The sequence below is a fragment of the Limosilactobacillus reuteri subsp. reuteri genome, assembly GCF_000016825.1.
GTDB classification, from domain to species: domain Bacteria; phylum Bacillota; class Bacilli; order Lactobacillales; family Lactobacillaceae; genus Limosilactobacillus; species Limosilactobacillus reuteri.
In genome coordinates this window covers 1,566,526-1,585,307 of the sequence record NC_009513.1, presented here as the reverse complement: position 1 = coordinate 1,585,307, position 18,782 = coordinate 1,566,526, and the positions used below count along the sequence as shown (strand labels likewise).

The window sequence follows — 18,782 nt, the reverse complement described above, 5'->3', positions numbered from 1 at the left end:
ATATAATTAAAAGGAGAGCAATATCATGGCTGAAAAATTCCAACCATTATCTGTAAGCAAGTTAGATAATGATTACGATGTTATTGTAATTGGTTCTGGTGGAACTGGTCTTTCCGCAGCAATTCAAGCAAACGAATTGGGAATGAAGACGGTCGTTCTTGAAAAGGAAGAAGAACTTGGTGGAAATACTAACCGGGCTTCTTCAGGAATGAACGCCGCTGAAACCAACGTGCAATTACAACATGGAGTAATTGATAACGTTGCCGATTTCTACCACGAAACATACCAAGATGGTGGACGTCTAAACGACAAGGATATGCTAGGTTACTTTGTATATCACACAGCCCCAGCAATCGACTGGTTAGCTGATCATGGGATTAAGCTTGATGACATTACAATTACTGGTGGAATGTCTCGCAAGCGTACTCACCGTCCAGCAAGTATGGCGCCAATTGGTGGTTTCTTAGTAAAGAGTTTATTGGAAGTTGTTCAAAAGGAAAACATTCCAGTATTCAACAAGGTTAGAGTTAACAAGCTCTTACAAGATGATGAAGGCAAGGTAATCGGTGTTGAAGCTAATGCTGATGGCCTGATTAAAACCATCCACGCAAAGGCTGTTATCTTAGCTACTGGTGGATTCGGTGCTTCTAAAGAATACATGAAACGGTTCCGCCCTGACCTTGCTGATTACAAGACTACCAATCAACCAGGAGCAACTGGTGATGGCTTGAAGCTTGCTGAAGGCGTTGGCGGTGAATTAATGCAAATGGATCTTGTACAAGTTCACCCAACTGTTCAACAAGATAATCCTCATGTTTACCTTATTGGTGAAGCTGTCCGTGGTGAAGGTGCAATCTTAGTTAATGCTGAAGGTAATCGGTTTGTTAACGAATTAAACACTCGAAAGATTGTTTCTAATGCGATTACTGCCCTTCCAGAACACAGTGCTTACTTAATTTTTGACCAAGGTATTCGTGACCATGCTAAGGCAATTGAATTTTACGATAAAGTTGGTCTTGTTGTTCATGGCGATACGATTGAGGATCTTGCAAAGAACCTCAACATGGATCCTGAGAACTTAAAAAAGACAGTCGCAACATGGAATGAAGCTGTTGGAAATCATGACGATAAAGAATTCCATCGGACAACAGGAATGGATCGTGGAATTACTAAGCCAGGATTCTTCGCAATTCATATTGCACCTGCAATTCACTACACTATGGGTGGTATTCATATTAATACAAAGACTCAAGTGCTTGATGGCAATGGGGATGTAATCAAGGGATTATACGCTGCAGGTGAAGTTGCTGGTGGTTTACATGGTAATAACCGTGTTGGTGGTAACTCAATTGCAGAAACAATTGTCTTTGGACGGCAAGCAGGTCAACAAGTAACTGTTTACGCCCGTGGCTTAAAGTAAAAAATAATGGGCAGGGAGAAACTGCCTAGAGCAATTATCAATTAATTACTTAACTATATAAGGGATAAGGAAATGAAAAAATTAGAAAGTGTAAATTATAAGGGGTTCATTTGGCCTGTTATTATTGGTTTGATTTTATGGTTTATGACTCCTATTAAACCGGCTGCCGTTCCAGTTGCTGGTTGGCATATGTTTGCTTTGTTTGTCGCTACAATCATTGCATGTATTACCCGTCCACTTCCAATTGGTGGTGTTTCAATTATTGCTTTTGCTTTAACTGTTTTAACAAAGACAGTTCCAATGGAAAAAGCAATTGTTGGTTTTGGGAATGCATCGATTTGGATGATCGCAATGGCCTTCTTCATTGCCCGGGGATTCATTAAGACCGGACTTGGTCGGCGGATTGCATTGAACTTTGTTAAGGCATTTGGTAAGCGGACTTTAGGACTTGCTTACTCCTTGATCGGTGTTGATTTGATTTTAGCACCAGCTACACCAAGTAACACTGCGCGTGCTGGTGGTGTTTTATACCCAATCATTGAATCATTGTCTCAATCGTTTGGTTCAGATCCTAAAAAAGGAACAGAACGTAAAATCGGTTCTTTCTTGATCTTTGCTGAATATCATGGTGATATGATTACTGCGGCAATGTTTATGACAGCCATGGCCGCTAACCCATTGGTTCAAACACTTGCCAAGAGTAATGGTGTAAACATTACTTGGGTTGGTTGGTTCTTAGCTGCCTTGGTACCAGGGATTATTTCCTTAATCATTGTTCCATGGTTGATCTACAAAATGTATCCACCTGAAATTAAGGAAACTCCTAATGCTAAGCAATGGGCAGAAGACGAACTCTCTAAAATGGGAGCAATGACTTTACCAGAAAAATTAATGGCTGTTATCTTTGTTATTGCCTTAGTTCTCTGGATTGTCGGAAGTTTTATCGGGATCGATGCAACACTTGCTGCATTTATTGCATTAGGGTTGTTACTCTTCTGTGGTGTGTTAAGTTGGCAAGATGTTCTTCATGAAACGGGAGCTTGGAATACTTTGACATGGTTCTCTGTTCTTGTTATGATGGCCGGTCAATTGACAACTTTAGGATTTATTCCATGGTTGAGTAAGACTGTTGGTAACTCGCTTCACGGTATGAACTGGATTTTGGTATTAGTGATCTTAATTATTGCTTACTTCTACTCACATTACCTATTTGCTAGTTCTACTGCTCACGTAACTGCAATGTATAGTGCATTCTTGGCTGTTGCTATTTCAGCTCATGTTCCACCAATGCTTGCAGCTTTGATGCTTGGTTTCTTCGGTAACTTAATGGCATCTACTACTCACTACGCTTCTGGTCCAGCTCCTGTTCTCTTTGGTTCAGGTTATGTTCCACAATCGAAGTGGTGGTCATTAAACTTAGTCCTTGGTATTTTCTACCTTGTCGTATGGATCGGTATTGGTAGTCTTTGGATGAAAGTTATTGGAATGTGGTAAAAATTTATCTTAAAAGAAAACTACTTGGTGAAATTTGCCAAGTAGTTTTTTGTTAGGCCAAAGATGAATACAAGCATTATAAGAATATTCAGAATCTTAATTGCAAATGAATACTTAATTGACGTAAGATAAAGATATTATTTCGACATAGAAAGGGTTAAGACGATGAATACTCGTGATTTACAATACTTTGCCATGTTAGTTAAATTAAAAAATTATACGCAAGTAGCAAAGTATTTTAATGTTTCTCAACCTAGTATTACCCAGGCAATTCGTCGCCTTGAGCAAGAATTTGACACAAAATTAGTGCGCAAAGATCGTGTTCATAGGGATGAAATGATTACGCGCAGTGGGCAGTTACTATATGAAAAAGCGTTGGCGATAAACAAAAAAATAGATATTGCCCATCAAGAAATAGCACGGTCCGATCAACGACAAATAAAATTCGGTCTTCCGCCAATCATTGGAAAAATGTATATTTCACACATTATCGGCAATCTTTCTAAGCAGCTTCTTCAACGAATAAAAATCGTTTCTGTGGGGTCTCATGAATTGCTAAGTGAATTACAAGCAGGAAAGATCGATATTGCCATGCTGGGGTCAATTGCGCCAATTGATCAAACCGGTATTTTTGCGGAATTAATAACTGCGCGACCATTTAGTATCATCGTAAGTGCTGATCATCCGCTTGCAAAGAAAAAGGCAGTTAGTTTTCAAGACTTAACGAACGAAATCTTTATTAATTATGACCAGCAATATGTGCATAAAGCTGCCTTCCAAGCTTATTCTACCTATGCCCAAATTAATCCACAAACGGCAATTTATAAGGTGCCAAATGTTTCCTGGATTAAAGAGTTGGTACGGCAAAATAAGGGAATTAGTTTGATGGTTAAAGATGCGGTAAAGGATGAACCAGGAATTGTTGCCCTCGATATTAAAGACCCAATTCCGGAAAAGTTTTTTATTTCGCTTGCCACACGGGAGGATTACATTTTAAGCGATGATGAACAGCAATTAATCACTAAATTAAAAGAAATTACTCCCATCGCTTGACAGTCGCCGTATAATTAAATAGTTAAGAGAATTTATACGAGGAGCTGGATGGGTTTTGAGTAAGGATAAAGAGATCTCAGCGAATGATTTTGAGCCGACTGAACATTTGTCTGATAAGCATCATATGGCGATTCCATGGCATGACTTTTTTACAAACGATAATTTCACCCCTGCGTATGAGGCTAATTTAGTAGAACGAGCAGCGATTGTCGGGCGAATTGGATTAATGATGCTTTCTTATGGAACGGGGGCATGGCGAGTCCGTGATTCAATGAATACAGTTGCCCGGACGTTGAAAATGACTTGTTCAGTCGATATTGGGTTAGTTTCCCTCGAATATACTTGTATGGATGCCCACCATAGTTACACGCAGGCAATATCTTTGCCAAGCACAAGCGTAAATACGACAAAACTTTCGCAGATGGAGCGATTTATTAAAGAATTTGACCAGAATGGGAGCGAGATGACAATTGGAGAAATCCACTCCCGTTTGGAAGAAATCGCTCACTCAAAAGGAAATTACGCTCCTTACCAAGTAGGACTAGCAGCTGCGCTGGCATGTAGCGCCTTCGTATTTCTGCTGGGGGGTGGACCAGTTGAAATGTTTTGTAGTTTTATCGGAGCTGGCCTCGGAAACTATGTCCGCCGTAAGATGATTGACCATCACATTACCTTATTTGCGGGAGTAGCGGTCGCGGTTGCAGTTGCGTGTCTTTCTTACCTGCTGGCCTTAAGTTTGATGCAATTAACATTTAATGTGAGTTCGCGTCATGAAGCAGGGTATATCGGCGCAATGCTGTTTATTATTCCGGGATTTCCATTTATTACTAGTGGCCTTGATATTTCAAAACTTGATATGCGGTCCGGGCTTGAACGGATGACCTATGCAATCGCAATTATTACAGTTGCTACATTGGTTGGGTGGATTGTAGCATTAATGGTTAACCTGCGTCCTGAGAATTTTCAAGCATTGCCCCTATCGGCATTAATGCTCTTTTTACTCCGGCTGCCAGCCAGCTTTTGTGGGGTATTTGGCTTCTCAATAATGTTTAACAGTACGCCTAAAATGGCAGCTATTGCCGGTTGTATTGGTGCGATTGCTAATACCTTACGCTTAGAATTAACGGACTTGACCGGAATACCGGCAGGAGCAGCCGCATTTTTAGGGGCGTTAGTTGCCGGGTTATTGGCATCGATTGTTAAACGTAAGATTCAATATCCGCAAATTTCAATCACGGTTCCATCGATTGTTATTATGGTCCCGGGACTTTATATGTATCGGGCAATGTATAATATCGGTTTAACTTCGATTAGTGTAGGAACGCTTTGGATGACCAAGGCGCTTATGATTGTTGTATTCTTGCCAATGGGATTGATTGCTGCTCGTATTCTTACAGATTCTAAGTGGCGACATAATGGATAGGAGATTGAGAATATGATTGCAGAATATCCGCCAACACTCCTGGCAGAGGTAAAAGAAAAAACAAAGGATCGACAATTAACAGGCTTTACTCCAGGTCAAGGACCACTTAATCCAGACTTGATGTTAGTAGGAGAGGCTCCTGGTCGTCATGAAGAAAAGGTAAATATTCCTTTTTCTGGTGCTTCCGGTCAAGAACTGATGAAATTGATTGAATCAATCGGATATTCGCGTTCAACCGTTTATATTACCAGTGTAGTTCGTCAACGGCCTTATAGTATTAAAAAGGTAGTTGATAAGAAGACGGGTGAAGTAATTGAAAAAAAGCCTAACCGTACTCCCACTAAAAAAGAAGTCTTAGCATTTGCCCCTTTGTTTGATTGGGAACTAGCACAAGTTAAGCCGAAAATTATTGTTACGCTTGGCAATACGGCTTTACAACGGCTGCTTGGTAGTCAGGCTAATATTAGTAAGCTTCATGGGCAACTTCTCCACGAAAAAATTCAACGAACTAATGATGCGCATGATGGTTATGAGTTGACGGCTGACAAGCATTGGATTATGCCAATGTATCATCCGGCCGCAGTACTCTATGCCCGCCGATTGGAGCCTACTATTAAAGCAGATTGGCAACAGTTAGGGCAGGATATTAAGAAAATGAAAAAATAACCATTATACTTTTTATGCCTAAGGTCGTATAATGGAAAACAGTTTGTAATTCAAGAGGATGGGACAACGCACTTAGATGCTCTGTTCCATCCTCTTTAGTACGGAGAGAATTAAAGGGGATGAAAAAGTGGAATTACAACAACGACGAACAATTGTTACTGGTGCGTTGTTACTATCTAACATCATGGCGGGAATGGATGGTACGATTGTAAATACAGCCTTGCCAGCTATTACCAGTGACCTTCATGGGTTGCAATATATGGGGTGGATCATCGCAACTTTTCTTTTGGGAATGGCTGTTGCGACCCCATTATGGAGTAAGTTTGGTGAGCATAAGGGAAACAAGCAAGCCTATATTACTGCTACCTCCATGTTTTTAGTTGGAGCAATCTTTCAAGGATTAGCTCCTAATATTTTATGGTTTATTATCGCGCGAACTGTAATGGGAATTGGTGCTGGAGGAATGAATACAATCCCGTTTATTGTTTTTGCTGAATTGTACGACAACCTAAAAAAACGAGCTCAAGTATTGGGAATTGCCAGTGCTTGTTTTGGAACTGCTTCGATTATTGGTCCCCTCCTCGGTGGATGGATTGTTGACGCGTTGAGCTGGCACTGGGTTTTCTATGTTAATGTACCGATTGCTTTAATTGCGATTACGATCATTAGCTTGTTCTATAAGAATGTGAAAAAGCAAGCTGCCGGTAAGCCAGTTGATTATCTTGGAGCGACTTTACTGGTAGTCAGTTTAGTAATTATTTTAGTAGCTGTTCAATTGATTGGTTCAGCTTCTGGCTTAGTAGTGGGCTGTTTAATAGTTGTTGGTCTCTTATTGCTTGGCGGAATGATAAAAGTTGACAGTAAGGCGGTCGACCCAATTGTTCCTAGCCGTCTGTTTAAAAATCGCGAACTAGTAATTGATTTTACTTTATTCGTCATAATTTGGGGCTCATTTATTGCATTTGTCACTTATATTCCAATGTGGGCTCAGGGAATTTTAGGTTTAAGTGCGCTGCTTGGCGGAATGACGCAAATTCCAGGTGCGGTTACTAACTTTATTGGTTCAGAATTAGTACCGGTATTGCAGGAACGGTGGGGAAAATACTGGATTGTTACCTGTGGTGCAGCCTCAATTTTTATTGCTTATTTAGGAATAATGATTGGGGGACAAAAAACACCATTCTGGCTTATTTTATTCATGGGTGCTTTTGAAGGATTCGGTGTTGGTCTTGTCTTTAATATTTTACAGATTAATGTTCAAACAGATGCTGAATTACGGGATGTGCCAATTGCTACTTCACTAGGATACTTATTGCGAATTTTGAGCCAGACCCTTATGTCCGCGGTTTATGGCGTTATTCTTAACCAAGAGCTATTCCAGGGTGTTCAAACGCACCGCGGAATTACCTTAAGAATGCTAAATAAATTATCGAATGCCCAAACTGCTAGTAGCCTTCCAGATAAGCTTTTACCAACCATGCGTACGATACTTTATAATGGATATCGCGACATTATCATTGCGGCAGTAATTTTAATCGTTATTGCCTTAATTTTGGTTGTGATTTTAGGCTGGCAAAATCATTGTCACCAACGCGAGCTAATGGCTTTAGGTAATCTTAAAGACACAAAATCTTAAATCATGATAGGATAATAGTAAGATTATAAATGAGGAGCGATCGTTTCAGTGGAGAAAATAAAGAAATTTAATACTCAAATTGCTAGTCATTTGGCTAATAATCTTGAGAATAGTTTGCGAGAGTTACGACGATGTGGTGCTCATCGTTCTAGTAAAGCAACCTTTGCTGAAATGGGAATTCAATTAAGCGGATTTAAAAACGATCTTGCAGAAAATAATAAGTTTAATGCCTTAGTGGGGAACGCATGGATTGACAACGAGGCTGATTACTACTTGCCTGCTGCTGTAGTGACGGTTGATGTTCAACGTCAAGAACAGGAAGTAACAACATATGTCTTAAATGATCATGGAGATAATCAACGAGTAATCATGTACCTAACCGGGGGAGCCTATATTCAGCGCCCCGATAAGACTCATTGGCAATATTTAAATCGGTTGGCAATCGCCACGGATGCGAAGATTTATGTCCCGATTTATTCGTTGGTTCCGCATGCTACTTACCGTACCGCCTACCAAGAAATTGCTAGTTTTTATAGTAAAATTTATACCCTTATGCCTGCTAGTAAAGTAACTATTATGGGCGATTCAGCTGGTGGGGGATTAGCAGCTGGCTTTTGTGAATATCTTGGTAAAAAGGGGCTTCCACAGCCTGGTCACCTCATCTTATTTTCTCCTTGGCTCGATCTTGACCTTACAAATCCTCTCATTAGCAAATATGAGGATAAAGATGTTACACTAGCAGTGAACGGTTTGCGAAAAATTGGTACGATGTGGGCCGGTGATACGGATCATCAAGACTATCGCTTAAGTCCTTTATATGGGAATCTTGATCAGTTGCGCGATGTGACTGTTTTTGTAGGGACAAGGGAAATAATGTATCCTGATGTGACCTTGTTTGTTCAAAAATTGCGTGACGCTGGGATCACTGTAAACTCATATACGGGTCGTGGACTGTTTCATATTTACCCGCTTTATCAAATTCCAGAAGCAAAGGGTGTAATGAAACGGGTAGTTGCAATAATCAATAATTGATGGGGTGATATTTTGGCTAAAGTTGCTGTAGTGTTTGCACCAGGTTGTGAAGAAGTAGAAGGACTTACAATTGTGGACGTTCTCCGGCGAATGGGGATTGAAACCACAATGGTCGGATTAGAGGATCTTTATGTTCCTGGCGCTCACGGAATTGAATTAACTTGTGACGAGGTAATGAGTGATCGGCTCCTCGATTATGATGTGGTAGCCTTTCCTGGTGGTCGCGGGGGTGCCCAAAAGCTTCGCGATAATGATAGGTTGATGAAATTGATGCAAAAACGCAATGCAGAAAATAAGTGGGATGCCGCAATGTGTGCTGCTCCGATTGCCTTGGCGCGGTATGGTTTGCTTGATAATCATAACTATACTTGCTTCCCGGGAATTAACGAGGAAATTGCTAAGGTTGCCCCAACAGCAAATTTTGAAGAGGATATTACGGTTGTTGATAATGACGGAAAAATCATTACCAGTCGTGGTCCCGCAACTGCCTTAGCCTTTGCTTATCAGATTGCAGAGGTATTAGGATACAACACTGATAAGATTAAGCATGAGATGCTATATGATTATTTAATGGATCAAAAATAGGCGATAAAAGTAAAGAGGGTGAGGAAAAACGGAAAAGTTTTTCCTCACCCTCTTAACATTATTTAATCAACCACCAGAAGATTGAACGGTGGTTTTGCTGATCAACACGTTGGTTAACGACACTAACTAGAATCATCATTGTGGCAATGATTGAATTCTTCTTACGGAAGGCAGTATAACGTGAATACCAAACTGTCGCATATTTATCTTTGTATCGCCGTAATCCTTGAAAGCCATACAAATGATATCCATATTCATAGATGAAGTGTGCAGCTTTTTCTTCAATAAAGCTAAATTGATATTCACCAACATTCGAAAGAGGTGCCATTCCGAGATCAAAGTAGGTATAACCGTTTTCCTGCCCGTACTGGAACATACTAATGAAAATTTTATCCATGATTCCAGAAGGGGCATCTTTACTATGACGCATGAGGTCAATTGTTAAAATCTTTTTACCCCCTGTCGGCATAAACGTTGCAAAGGCGACCATTTTGCCGTCTTTATCACGGATAATGCCAACAGGTGCTTGATTAATGTAGTAGGAGTCAAAGAAACCGAGAGAGAATCCTTTTTCTGTTTCGTTTCCTAACCAGCTATCGGAGACTTGTTTCATCTCTTGCATTAATTCTTTACTAAATGGTGGCTTTTCAACAGAGAAGGTATAGCCTTCACGATCAAATTTATGCATCAATGTTCGTTGTGATCGTTGTCGCTTACCAGCAAGCGTAAAGTCTGCCAGCTTAACAAGGCCAGCTTCACCGGTTTTAATAAAGTCGAAGCCAAATTCATGAAGAAGCATTGTCATATCGCTGGAGACTTCATAAAAGACAAGCTGATAGCCATACTTATCAGCTTCTAAGACAAATTGTCGAAGAGCTGGTCGCCAACTATCCTTATCTCCAACTGGATCGCCCATTACGACCAAGCGATCATATTTACGGCGATACATGAAAAAGAGCTTATCATGATCGTCAACACTGTAATAATAGATACTTTTATCTTTTAAGAAGGCGAGGTGACTAGTTTCATTTCCTCCATATTCTTTAATAACATTGCGGATCCGTTCAGCATCAAATACGTTTGGAATATTGAAAGGATCAGTCCCGGCCATAAAGTAGCGCAGAATAACGAAAATTAATAAGAGGCCGAGGATTAATCCGAAAAGTCCGGAAATCCAAATCTTTTCACCAGGGAAAAATAGAAAATCAGGGATGTGGTGCTTACTGGAATATTGAGGAGCATTAATAACCCCGACAATTACATAGAGGATACATGCCCCAGCAAAGATAAGACTATCAATTGCGAATTTTCCAATTGAATATTCCAATTTCTTCCGGTATAACACATGGCGAGAGAGTAAAACAAGTATCAAAACAATGACGAGGTAAATTGTTAAGCTCAATGTTCCCAGGTTCCAAATGGTATTAGCAATTCCAATTACCAATAATATTAAAGTAGGAAGGTATGCCTTTTTCACCTTTGATTGAAGACCGCGAGCACAGGCAAGCATAGCCAGTGCAAATAAGATGGTTGTCAATTGGTGGAGGAAGAAGAAGGTATAGGGATAAAGGTTCGCGATAATCTTATTTTGTGCTGTGATGTCTGGAATTGAGGCAGTAATAAGCATCAGAATCCCAGAAACATACATAAATGTTGTAATTAAATAGTAAGCAAGTTTGCGGACCATTAGCAATGGTAATCCGTCGAAAAACTGGTTAACTTGGGATGCCAGAGAGTGCAAGAACATGAATCCGGCAATAATTAAGGGAACGATGTAGTAAAAAATTCGGAATAGTAATAACCAAATAACAGAGGTAGTTTGGGAAACGCCAAGTAATGACAGTTCTAACATCATTAAAAGGTCAAACGAACCAAGTGCCCCCGGAATCATTGAAAGAACCCCGAGAACTTGGGCAACAACGTATAATGGCAGAACGCTAATAAGGCTATGCCGAACGTCTAAGCACCAACCGACTAGTAAGAAAAAAAGTGCTACAAATAGCCATTCACAAGTTGAACTGGTGACTAAAAAGGTCCCTACTTTGGGCGTGATATTCTTAAATATTTTACTATTATGAATAACAGTAAAATAAAAAACGATTGGAAAATATAATCCGCCTCCCACAAGCCAAAGTGCGTATTGGTTGAAGTGGCCGCCATCGTGAAACACAAACATGATGATCAAAGCTACCCAACAAAGAACAGATAAACCAGAGAGTAAGAAAACAGCGATTTTAGAGATAGCAAGTAGAATCTCTTTCTTAGTTGCGTTCTTTCGATAGAAGTATGCTCGTAAAGTAGAACCAAGAATTCCGCCAAATCCGGCAATATTTGTTAAAGTATTAGTAATCCATCCACAGCGGATAATATATGATTTCTTAAATTTCCCGGGTAATAAATGAGTGATTGCAAAATCATACCCCAACATAGGAATGACTGCGATGCATCCCGTAATTAGTAGCAGGATGATACTTTCCCAAGACAGGTTTGCTAAACCAACTCCTACTTCATGCCATTTAACTGTTTTAAAAAAGTTACCTAACGCGAGAATAACAAAGACTAGGACTGAGGTTACAAACACTACTTTTATGATTTTTGAATACTTAGACCACCAGTTTAATAGGCGATTGCCCAACTGCTGCATTAAAAACTCCTCCTTAATAATAGCTAGTACTTTCATTATAAACTATTGATAATTTTTACGGTATAGATAGGAAAAACGAAAAATCAAAAATAAATCACAAATTTTTGTTGACTAATTTCGATAAATCTCGTATACTTTTATTTGTTGTCAAGTTGGTCCGTTGGTCTAGTTGGTTTAGGACGCATCCCTGTCACGGATGAGATCACGAGTTCGAGTCTCGTACGGACCGTTCAATATTAAGGAGCTGTGATTTAGGTCATCAGCTCTTTTTTTGTATCTTTTTCAATGTTGATGGAGGAAATTAAGATGGAAAATACGTGGATATACCGAGGAACCGAACCGATTAAAATAAAGAAGTATCTTCAGTCATTGGGGATGGGGCATCGTTTATTTAACGATCTTAAAAACGGTGAAGGGGAATTCCTTGTTGATCATCGGAAGGTACGGCCAACAACCCAGATTCTTCCTAATCAACCTTTAACCATTAAGGCTCAACCAGAATTAGCTGATGATACTGTTGAAAGTAGTAATGAGCCCTTAAATGTTGTTTATGAAGATGATAATTGGTTGGTAGTAGATAAGCCAGCAGGGGTGACTTCTATCCCAGGACCAACCGTTCAAAATGATACGGTTTTAAATCGGGTAAAGGGATACTTAATCGCAAATAATTCTGCAGATCTCCGCCCTCATTTAATTACACGACTGGATCGCTTTACGGGGGGATTACTTCTTATCGCTAAGCATCATATCGCCTCCAGTATGATCAGTCAGCAAGTGCAGCAACATCAAATGCTGAAGGAATATACCGCTTTAGTAGAAGGACAGGTTATGGACGAGCATGGCGAGATTAACAAGCCGATTGGAAGAAAGGATGGGCAGGCTGCACGGGTAATTGACGAGAATGGGCAACGAGCTTTGACCGAGTATTGGGTTGAAGAACGAGGCGCAAAGTGGACACGAGTGCGGGTAAGACTTCACACTGGACGCACACACCAGATCAGGGTTCACTTTGCTGCTATTGGTCATTCCCTAATTGGTGACCATCTTTATGGCGGCGATACTAGTAAATATGATCATCAGTTGCTTCATGCAAGTAAAATTAGCTTTAACGATCCCTTCACCCTTAAACAAATGACATTTACCTCAGAATTGCCTGCAGCATTTTTTGAATTAGTTTAAATACAAAATAGAGAGGCTGAAAAAACTTCGTTTTTTTAACAGCCTCTCTATTTATGTGAAGATTATTTAAGATATCGTGGAACTAGCTTCGCGTCGTAACCACAAGGCTCGAGGCTAAGTCCGAATGATAATCAGCCCGTGCCGTGCTAATCACCGTTCTATCCTTAGCCCACCGCCTTGTCGAGAAGGTTAATTCCCACTCACTATTTTTTACTTAACTTGTTTTAAAATTTGTTGAATGCTTTGGGCCTGAAATTCTTGTTCTGCTTGTGCTGATACTTCTTGAATTTGTTTAGCAGTCATGTTAGGATTCTTAGCCATTGCTGCTTGAACCTTTGATGTAACAAAAGCGCGTCCTTGTTCTGCTGCTTGTGCTTGTAATTTGGCACCCGTAGCAGATTTAGCAACTCTGGCAAGTTTATCTGCCTGACTCGTTGTGAGTTTAACATACATTAGTGGATATTCTAGCACGTTAGTTCGCTTAACTAATGCATTGTTCATTCCTGACCATGCATATAGGACTTTATAAAAATTATTACGATATTGCCAGCGCGTCTCAGTTGTTACGAGCTGAGGGGTAGAACCATTAGTCCATTTAATTCGACTAGTGGTGTATTCGTTTGCTTGGGTATGGTAAGGCGTTTTTTGTTTGACTTTGGTGTTATAAATATAAACATCATCGCGGCCGCTTTTACCAACCGGTTGATAAATTGCCAGGGGCATTGAGGAATTTGAAGCAGAGTAAATCCGCTTGGTGGTTGTTGTCGTAACTTTTTGCATTCCAAAATGGTGACTGTAATTTAGTGTCATCAAAAGAGTTGAGCCCACAAAGATAATTCCCGTGAGTGTGGCTAAAATAATTCGCAGGCTTTTTTGCCGAATAAACATCATGCAAGCAAAAAAGGCGAGTGCTCCTAGAAAAGTTAAAATAATAACCATTACTTCATCCCTCCTTTATCAGTTGGTTCTGCAATGTCTTCGCTATCAAGGCGGAGGTGAATTCCATTACCACTTGTAACAAAGAATGTAAGGAATAAACCAATGAGTGAGAAGGCGATTGCAAACCAGAATGCTGCATGGTACCCCATCAAAGTAGCATCAAACATCTTTGCTTTATATTGTAATGGGGATTGTGTCAGCAGTGAATGAGCAGGTCGATTGCTATTGGTAATATTTGTCAAAACAGAGATCATGATAGCTGTTCCCACAGAAGTAGCGACTTGACGAATGGTATTGTTAACAGCTGTACCGTGCGAAATTAGATTGTAAGGAAGAGAATTCATTCCCGCTGTAGTAACTGGCATCATTACCATTGAAATACCAAACATCCGGACTGCATATAAGAAGACAATATAAATAGTTGGGGTATCACGAGTAATAAAGGCAAAAGGAATTGTTCCAACAGTTAAGATAAACATTCCCGTAAAGGCTAAGCGTTTAGCACCATGACGGTCAAATAAGTTCCCAGTAATTGGACTCATAATTCCCATGAAAAGGGCTCCAAATAAAAGGGTAAGACCTGAATGGAAGGCGGACATTCCATGAATGATTTGAAGGTAAAGAGGGATGACGAATTCTACCCCAACCATTGCCATCATTACAATTGAACTAAGAATGGTCGCAAGGGAGAATTCTTTGCTTTCAAATACCTTGAATTCAAGGAACGGATCGTCTAGCTTATTTTGACGCATGATTAGAATTCCAACTAAAATCACCCCAATGATAATGGTTGAAAGGACAACCGGATCTGTCCACCCCTTATCACCGACACTTGAGAATCCGTAAAGCATGCTCCCAAATCCTAATGTTGAAATAACAACAGAAAGCCAGTCAAGATGCGGCTTTTTATTAGGAATAACATTTTTAACTGCAAAAAAACTAACAATGATAACTAAAGCAGTAATGGGGGCGATCATTCCGAAAAGCCACCGCCAGCTATAACTATCGATAACCCATCCAGATAGAGCAGGCCCGATTGCTGGGGCTAATCCAATAACTAGGCCGTTTACTCCCATCGCAGCGCCACGTTTCTCAGGAGGATAAACAGTCAGCATAATATTCTGCATTAGGGGCATGTTAATTCCTACTCCGACCGCTTGGATAAGACGACCGGCTAATAAAACGGCAAACGATGGAGCAATCCATGCTAAGATTGTCCCAACTTCAAAGGTTGACATAGCAATGATAAAAAGACTCTTAGTATTAAAACGACTGGTTAAATAGGCACTTACGGGGATCATAATCCCATTAACCATTAAGAAACCAGTAGTTAACCACTGAACGGTGGCAGTACTAATATTAAAAGCATCCATTAATGCGGGAAAGGCTGTTGAAAGAATAGTTTGGTTTAAAATGGTACAAAAAGCTCCAATTAATAGGACGAAGATCATTAAGGAACGATTATAAGTTTGACCATTAATATCAACAGGTTGTTGCTCTTGATTCACTAATAGAATCCTCCTCTACGTTTTTCACAATGTGAAAAATATAATACTATTCGATATCTTTGTCAAATTATTTGACAAAGATATCGAATTTTTGGTAATTTATGATTGAAATATACACTTTGGAGGAAAATAATGGATCCGCTTTCTGAAAAAATTAGAAAAATGATCGCTAGTAAACAATTAAAGATTAGTATGAGTGAAGTAGCACGTGTAACTGGTGTCTCTACTAGTCAACTAAGATATTGGGAGAAAAAGGGTTATATTAAATCTGAACAAGATGAGCAGAATAAAAATCACTATTTTAGTTTTCCAACAATTTTTCAGGTATTAACGATTAAAGTATTTTTGGATCAAGGTTTTACTTTAGCGATGGCTGTAAAAAAGGAACGAAAACGGCGCGAGCTTCATAAGATTTTTACCCGTTTTATTACGGACGGCATCAAAGAGGTAGAACAAACTGGAGAAGATAGTGGAGAAGTTAAGCTGGGTGCATTAGCTGAAGATTCCACAAAAGAAGTATATGCAGTGATTGATGGTGAAAAGACTAGTCTTCGTATTCGGGATCGGAAAGAAAATTAACGGATAATAAACTTTGTGTTAAGGTTAAAATGTAGAGGATAACCAAAGTAAATTAATTTGAGAAAGGAAGAATAACAATTGGCTACAACAGGCTTAAGTTATAGTGAGTTAAGCGAGGATGCTAAAGAAGTTGCCCTTAATTCCTTTATTAATTTTTATGTTGATCAATATCGTAGGGGCAGTTTAGAGATCCTTAGCTCACAAGTATCTAATGAATTAATGGCTACAATTAATCAAATCTTGTGCGATAATGCTTTTATGGGTCATCAGGAATTAGTTAATGTAAGCACGCGGCTAAGTAAGCCAGCTTATCAAAAAATTTTAACCGCATTGACTAATGTTAAATTTCATGAAGATGGGGAACCGGTTGTTGATTGGATGAAGGCTTGGGAACAAAAAGAGGAACAGTTACCAGAAGAAGATTAGGCAAGCAACTAGTGGGATTTAAAAAGGAAGGTGGAGTAAAGATAAATACTTTCTCCCACCTTCTTTTTTAATCAAAGAATTAGGCAATTACTACCTTCAATTTTGTAGATGTGGTAAAATAATAGTTAGTTTTACGTACGGATTAAATAATTAAGATTAAGTGCCAATAATAAAATGAATATCAATAACCGACCTTGTCAGAACAAAGCGGTTCTTTTGGCTTACTTAAATTCCGTTAATTAACATGATAAAAATCTATAGAAGGAAAGGTATTATGACAAAATTAAAGATTAAAAACAATGAAGTTGCCTTTTACGCCATGGGTGGTCTTGGTGAGATTGGTAAAAATATGTATTGTGTACAATTCCAAGATGAAATTATTGTTATTGACTGTGGAGTTTTATTCCCCGAAGATGAATTACTAGGAGTGGATTACGTAATTCAAAATTATGATTACCTCATTGAAAATAAAGATAAGATTAAGGGAATCTTTATTACTCACGGTCACGAAGACCACATTGGAGGATTACCATTCTTCTTACAAAAGGTCAATGCACCTATTTATGCTGGACCATTTGCAATGTCATTAATTAAAGGAAAACTGGAAGAAAAACACTTACTAAGAAATGCCGAATTGCATGAAATTAATGAATTTGATGAAGTTCATTTTAAGAAGTTATGGGTGAGCTTTTTCCGAACAACGCACTCAATTCCTGATACCCTGGGTGTGGCCGTTCATACTCCTCAAGGAACCATTGTCCAGACTGGTGACTTTAAGTTTGATTTAACACCAGTTGGTAATTTACCAGGTCCTAATCTTCAACAAATGGCTAAGTTAGGGGACGATGGGGTTCTCCTTTTAACATCAGATAGTACAAACGCTGAACGACCAGAATTTACAAAGTCTGAACGCTGGGTTGATATCCATATTCGCCGGATCTTTGAACGAATTAAGGGACGCATTATCTTTGCCTCATTTGCATCTAATGTTTATCGATTGCGTGAAGCATCTGATGCCGCAATTGCGCAAGGGCGAAAGATTGCGGTTTTTGGTCGCAGTATGGAAAATGCAATCACTGCTGGTCAAGAATTAGGGTACCTTAACATTCCTAAAGATTCACTTATTGACCAAAATGAAATTAACAATTATCCACCAGAAAAAGTATTGATCATGTGTACTGGATCGCAGGGAGAACCTATGGCAGCCCTTAGTCGGATTGCTAATGGTACTCACCGTCAAATTACTATTCAGCCGGAAGATACAGTTGTTTTCTCTAGTAACCCAATTCCAGGAAATACTACTAGTGTTAATGCCCTCATCAATAAGCTTGAAGAGAGCGGGGCTAATGTAATTCACGGGTATGTTAATAATATCCACACATCAGGACACGGTGGTCAAGTCGATGAAGAATTTATGCTACGGTTAATGAAGCCTAAGTTCTTTGCTCCGGTTCACGGGGAATACCGAATGCAAAAAATTCACACTAAGTTAGCTGAAATGACTGGTGTACCAAAGGAAAATAGCTTTGTCCTTGCAAATGGGGATGTTTTAGCTCTTACGAAAGACTCTTGTCGAGTGGCGGACCATATTGATAGTGTTAGTGATGTTTATATTGATGGTCGTGATGCGGGAGATACGGTTGGAAATCCAGAAATTCGCGAACGACGCTTGCTTTCAGAAGAAGGTGTCGTAACAGCGATTGCGGTTGTCGACTTAAAGGATTATCAAATTGTTGCGGGGCCTGATATTGTTTCTCGTGGCTTTGTTTATATGCATGAATCACAAGAGCTGATTAAGGCAGCCAATCATGAAGTATTCTGGGCAATCCTTAATACATTTAAGAATCACAAACACATTGATCAACGGGTATTAAACCGGACAATTATCAGCCGTTTACAAAAATTACTCTATGATCGCACCGGTCGTCGTCCAGTGATTATTCCGATGGTGACAATTTTGAACGGTAATAATCGTTCCGAAAACCAACACTATCGTCGACCAAACAATAAAAATAATCAAACACATAAAAACGAACGACAGAATAATCATTCCCACCGGAACTCTCAGCAACATTCTAAAAAGAAGAATAGTAAAGAGAAGCAACCAGTTGCAACTGGAAACACAAAATAAACGATAAAAGAACTTGCAGTTTTTTTGCCTGCAGGTTCTTTTGTGGTTTAAACTAAAAAAAGAAGAT

General features: G+C 39.4%; 15 protein-coding genes and 1 tRNA gene. 13 read left to right on the top strand and 3 right to left on the bottom strand.

What is annotated here, in order from left to right; translation table 11 throughout:
- Positions 1-25: 25 nt before the first annotated feature.
- The 8 genes from LREU_RS08040 (at position 26) to LREU_RS08005 (ending at position 9,309) form a co-directional block, all read left to right on the top strand.
- A complete protein-coding gene (locus LREU_RS08040) occupies positions 26-1,420 on the top strand; it encodes a flavocytochrome c (RefSeq protein ID WP_003668855.1) in 1,395 nt (464 codons plus the stop codon).
- A 72-nt stretch (positions 1,421-1,492) separates the two neighbouring features.
- Positions 1,493-2,914 (top strand): anion permease, encoded by a 1,422-nt coding sequence (locus LREU_RS08035; RefSeq protein WP_003668853.1) that lies wholly within the window; start codon positions 1,493-1,495, stop codon positions 2,912-2,914.
- A 165-nt stretch (positions 2,915-3,079) separates the two neighbouring features.
- Entirely contained in the window at positions 3,080-3,967 is an 888-nt protein-coding gene (locus LREU_RS08030; RefSeq protein WP_003668851.1) for a LysR family transcriptional regulator, read from the top strand.
- Positions 3,968-4,022: 55 nt separating this feature from the next.
- Positions 4,023-5,390 (top strand): threonine/serine exporter family protein, encoded by a 1,368-nt coding sequence (locus LREU_RS08025; protein ID WP_003668849.1) that lies wholly within the window; start codon positions 4,023-4,025, stop codon positions 5,388-5,390.
- Positions 5,391-5,402: 12 nt separating this feature from the next.
- Positions 5,403-6,056, top strand: coding sequence for a uracil-DNA glycosylase (locus tag LREU_RS08020; protein ID WP_003668845.1), 654 nt, complete (start codon positions 5,403-5,405; stop codon positions 6,054-6,056).
- 76 nt (positions 6,057-6,132) lie between these two features.
- The gene (locus tag LREU_RS08015) at positions 6,133-7,692 is read left to right on the top strand and encodes an MFS transporter (protein ID WP_003668843.1); all 1,560 of its coding nucleotides are present in this window, start codon (positions 6,133-6,135) and stop codon (positions 7,690-7,692) included.
- A 48-nt stretch (positions 7,693-7,740) separates the two neighbouring features.
- A complete protein-coding gene (locus tag LREU_RS08010) occupies positions 7,741-8,724 on the top strand; it encodes an alpha/beta hydrolase fold domain-containing protein (protein ID WP_003668841.1) in 984 nt (327 codons plus the stop codon).
- A gap of 12 nt (positions 8,725-8,736) precedes the next feature.
- Positions 8,737-9,309 carry a DJ-1 family glyoxalase III gene (locus LREU_RS08005; RefSeq protein ID WP_003668839.1) on the top strand — a complete coding sequence of 191 codons (573 nt, stop codon included), beginning with the start codon at positions 8,737-8,739 and terminating at the stop codon, positions 9,307-9,309.
- Between the two features lie 58 nt (positions 9,310-9,367).
- On the opposite strand, the gene mprF is transcribed toward LREU_RS08005, so the two are convergent.
- Positions 9,368-11,953, bottom strand: coding sequence for a bifunctional lysylphosphatidylglycerol flippase/synthetase MprF (gene mprF / locus LREU_RS08000; protein ID WP_011953541.1), 2,586 nt, complete (start codon positions 11,951-11,953; stop codon positions 9,368-9,370).
- Between the two features lie 154 nt (positions 11,954-12,107).
- On the opposite strand from mprF, the gene LREU_RS07995 reads away from it, so the two are divergent.
- Positions 12,108-12,182: transfer RNA gene (locus LREU_RS07995), tRNA-Asp, on the top strand.
- 77 nt (positions 12,183-12,259) lie between these two features.
- Positions 12,260-13,132 carry an RluA family pseudouridine synthase gene (locus LREU_RS07990; protein WP_011953540.1) on the top strand — a complete coding sequence of 291 codons (873 nt, stop codon included), beginning with the start codon at positions 12,260-12,262 and terminating at the stop codon, positions 13,130-13,132.
- A gap of 210 nt (positions 13,133-13,342) precedes the next feature.
- Here the strand turns inward: LREU_RS07990 and LREU_RS07985 are convergent, their stop codons facing one another.
- Both LREU_RS07985 and LREU_RS07980 read right to left on the bottom strand, forming a co-directional pair.
- Positions 13,343-14,071 carry a DUF4811 domain-containing protein gene (locus LREU_RS07985; RefSeq protein WP_003668834.1) on the bottom strand — a complete coding sequence of 243 codons (729 nt, stop codon included), beginning with the start codon at positions 14,069-14,071 and terminating at the stop codon, positions 13,343-13,345.
- Positions 14,071-15,579 (bottom strand): MDR family MFS transporter, encoded by a 1,509-nt coding sequence (locus tag LREU_RS07980; protein WP_003668833.1) that lies wholly within the window; start codon positions 15,577-15,579, stop codon positions 14,071-14,073. The genes LREU_RS07985 and LREU_RS07980 overlap by 1 nt, the downstream gene beginning before the upstream one ends.
- 132 nt (positions 15,580-15,711) lie before the next feature.
- Here LREU_RS07980 and LREU_RS07975 point away from each other — a divergent pair, with 132 nt between their 5' ends.
- From LREU_RS07975 to rnjA, 3 genes are all read left to right on the top strand, one after another.
- Complete coding sequence (locus tag LREU_RS07975) at positions 15,712-16,158, top strand: MerR family transcriptional regulator (protein WP_003668831.1); 447 nt, start codon at positions 15,712-15,714, stop codon at positions 16,156-16,158.
- Positions 16,159-16,236: 78 nt separating this feature from the next.
- Positions 16,237-16,584, top strand: coding sequence for a hypothetical protein (locus LREU_RS07970; protein ID WP_003668828.1), 348 nt, complete (start codon positions 16,237-16,239; stop codon positions 16,582-16,584).
- Between the two features lie 274 nt (positions 16,585-16,858).
- Positions 16,859-18,715, top strand: a complete 1,857-nt coding sequence (gene rnjA / locus LREU_RS07965; protein ID WP_011953539.1) for a ribonuclease J1 — start codon at positions 16,859-16,861, stop codon at positions 18,713-18,715.
- The last annotated feature ends 67 nt before the right edge of the window (positions 18,716-18,782 follow it).

Coding starts and splice junctions, on each gene's coding strand:
- LREU_RS08040 (WP_003668855.1), top strand. CDS start 26: ATGGCTGAAAAATTCCAACCATTATCTGTAAGCAAGTTAGATAATGAT.
- LREU_RS08035 (WP_003668853.1), top strand. CDS start 1,493: ATGAAAAAATTAGAAAGTGTAAATTATAAGGGGTTCATTTGGCCTGTT.
- LREU_RS08030 (WP_003668851.1), top strand. CDS start 3,080: ATGAATACTCGTGATTTACAATACTTTGCCATGTTAGTTAAATTAAAA.
- LREU_RS08020 (WP_003668845.1), top strand. CDS start 5,403: ATGATTGCAGAATATCCGCCAACACTCCTGGCAGAGGTAAAAGAAAAA.
- LREU_RS08015 (WP_003668843.1), top strand. CDS start 6,133: ATGCTCTGTTCCATCCTCTTTAGTACGGAGAGAATTAAAGGGGATGAA.
- mprF (WP_011953541.1), bottom strand. CDS start 11,953: ATGCAGCAGTTGGGCAATCGCCTATTAAACTGGTGGTCTAAGTATTCA.
- LREU_RS07990 (WP_011953540.1), top strand. CDS start 12,260: ATGGAAAATACGTGGATATACCGAGGAACCGAACCGATTAAAATAAAG.
- LREU_RS07985 (WP_003668834.1), bottom strand. CDS start 14,071: ATGGTTATTATTTTAACTTTTCTAGGAGCACTCGCCTTTTTTGCTTGC.
- LREU_RS07975 (WP_003668831.1), top strand. CDS start 15,712: ATGGATCCGCTTTCTGAAAAAATTAGAAAAATGATCGCTAGTAAACAA.
- rnjA (WP_011953539.1), top strand. CDS start 16,859: ATGACAAAATTAAAGATTAAAAACAATGAAGTTGCCTTTTACGCCATG.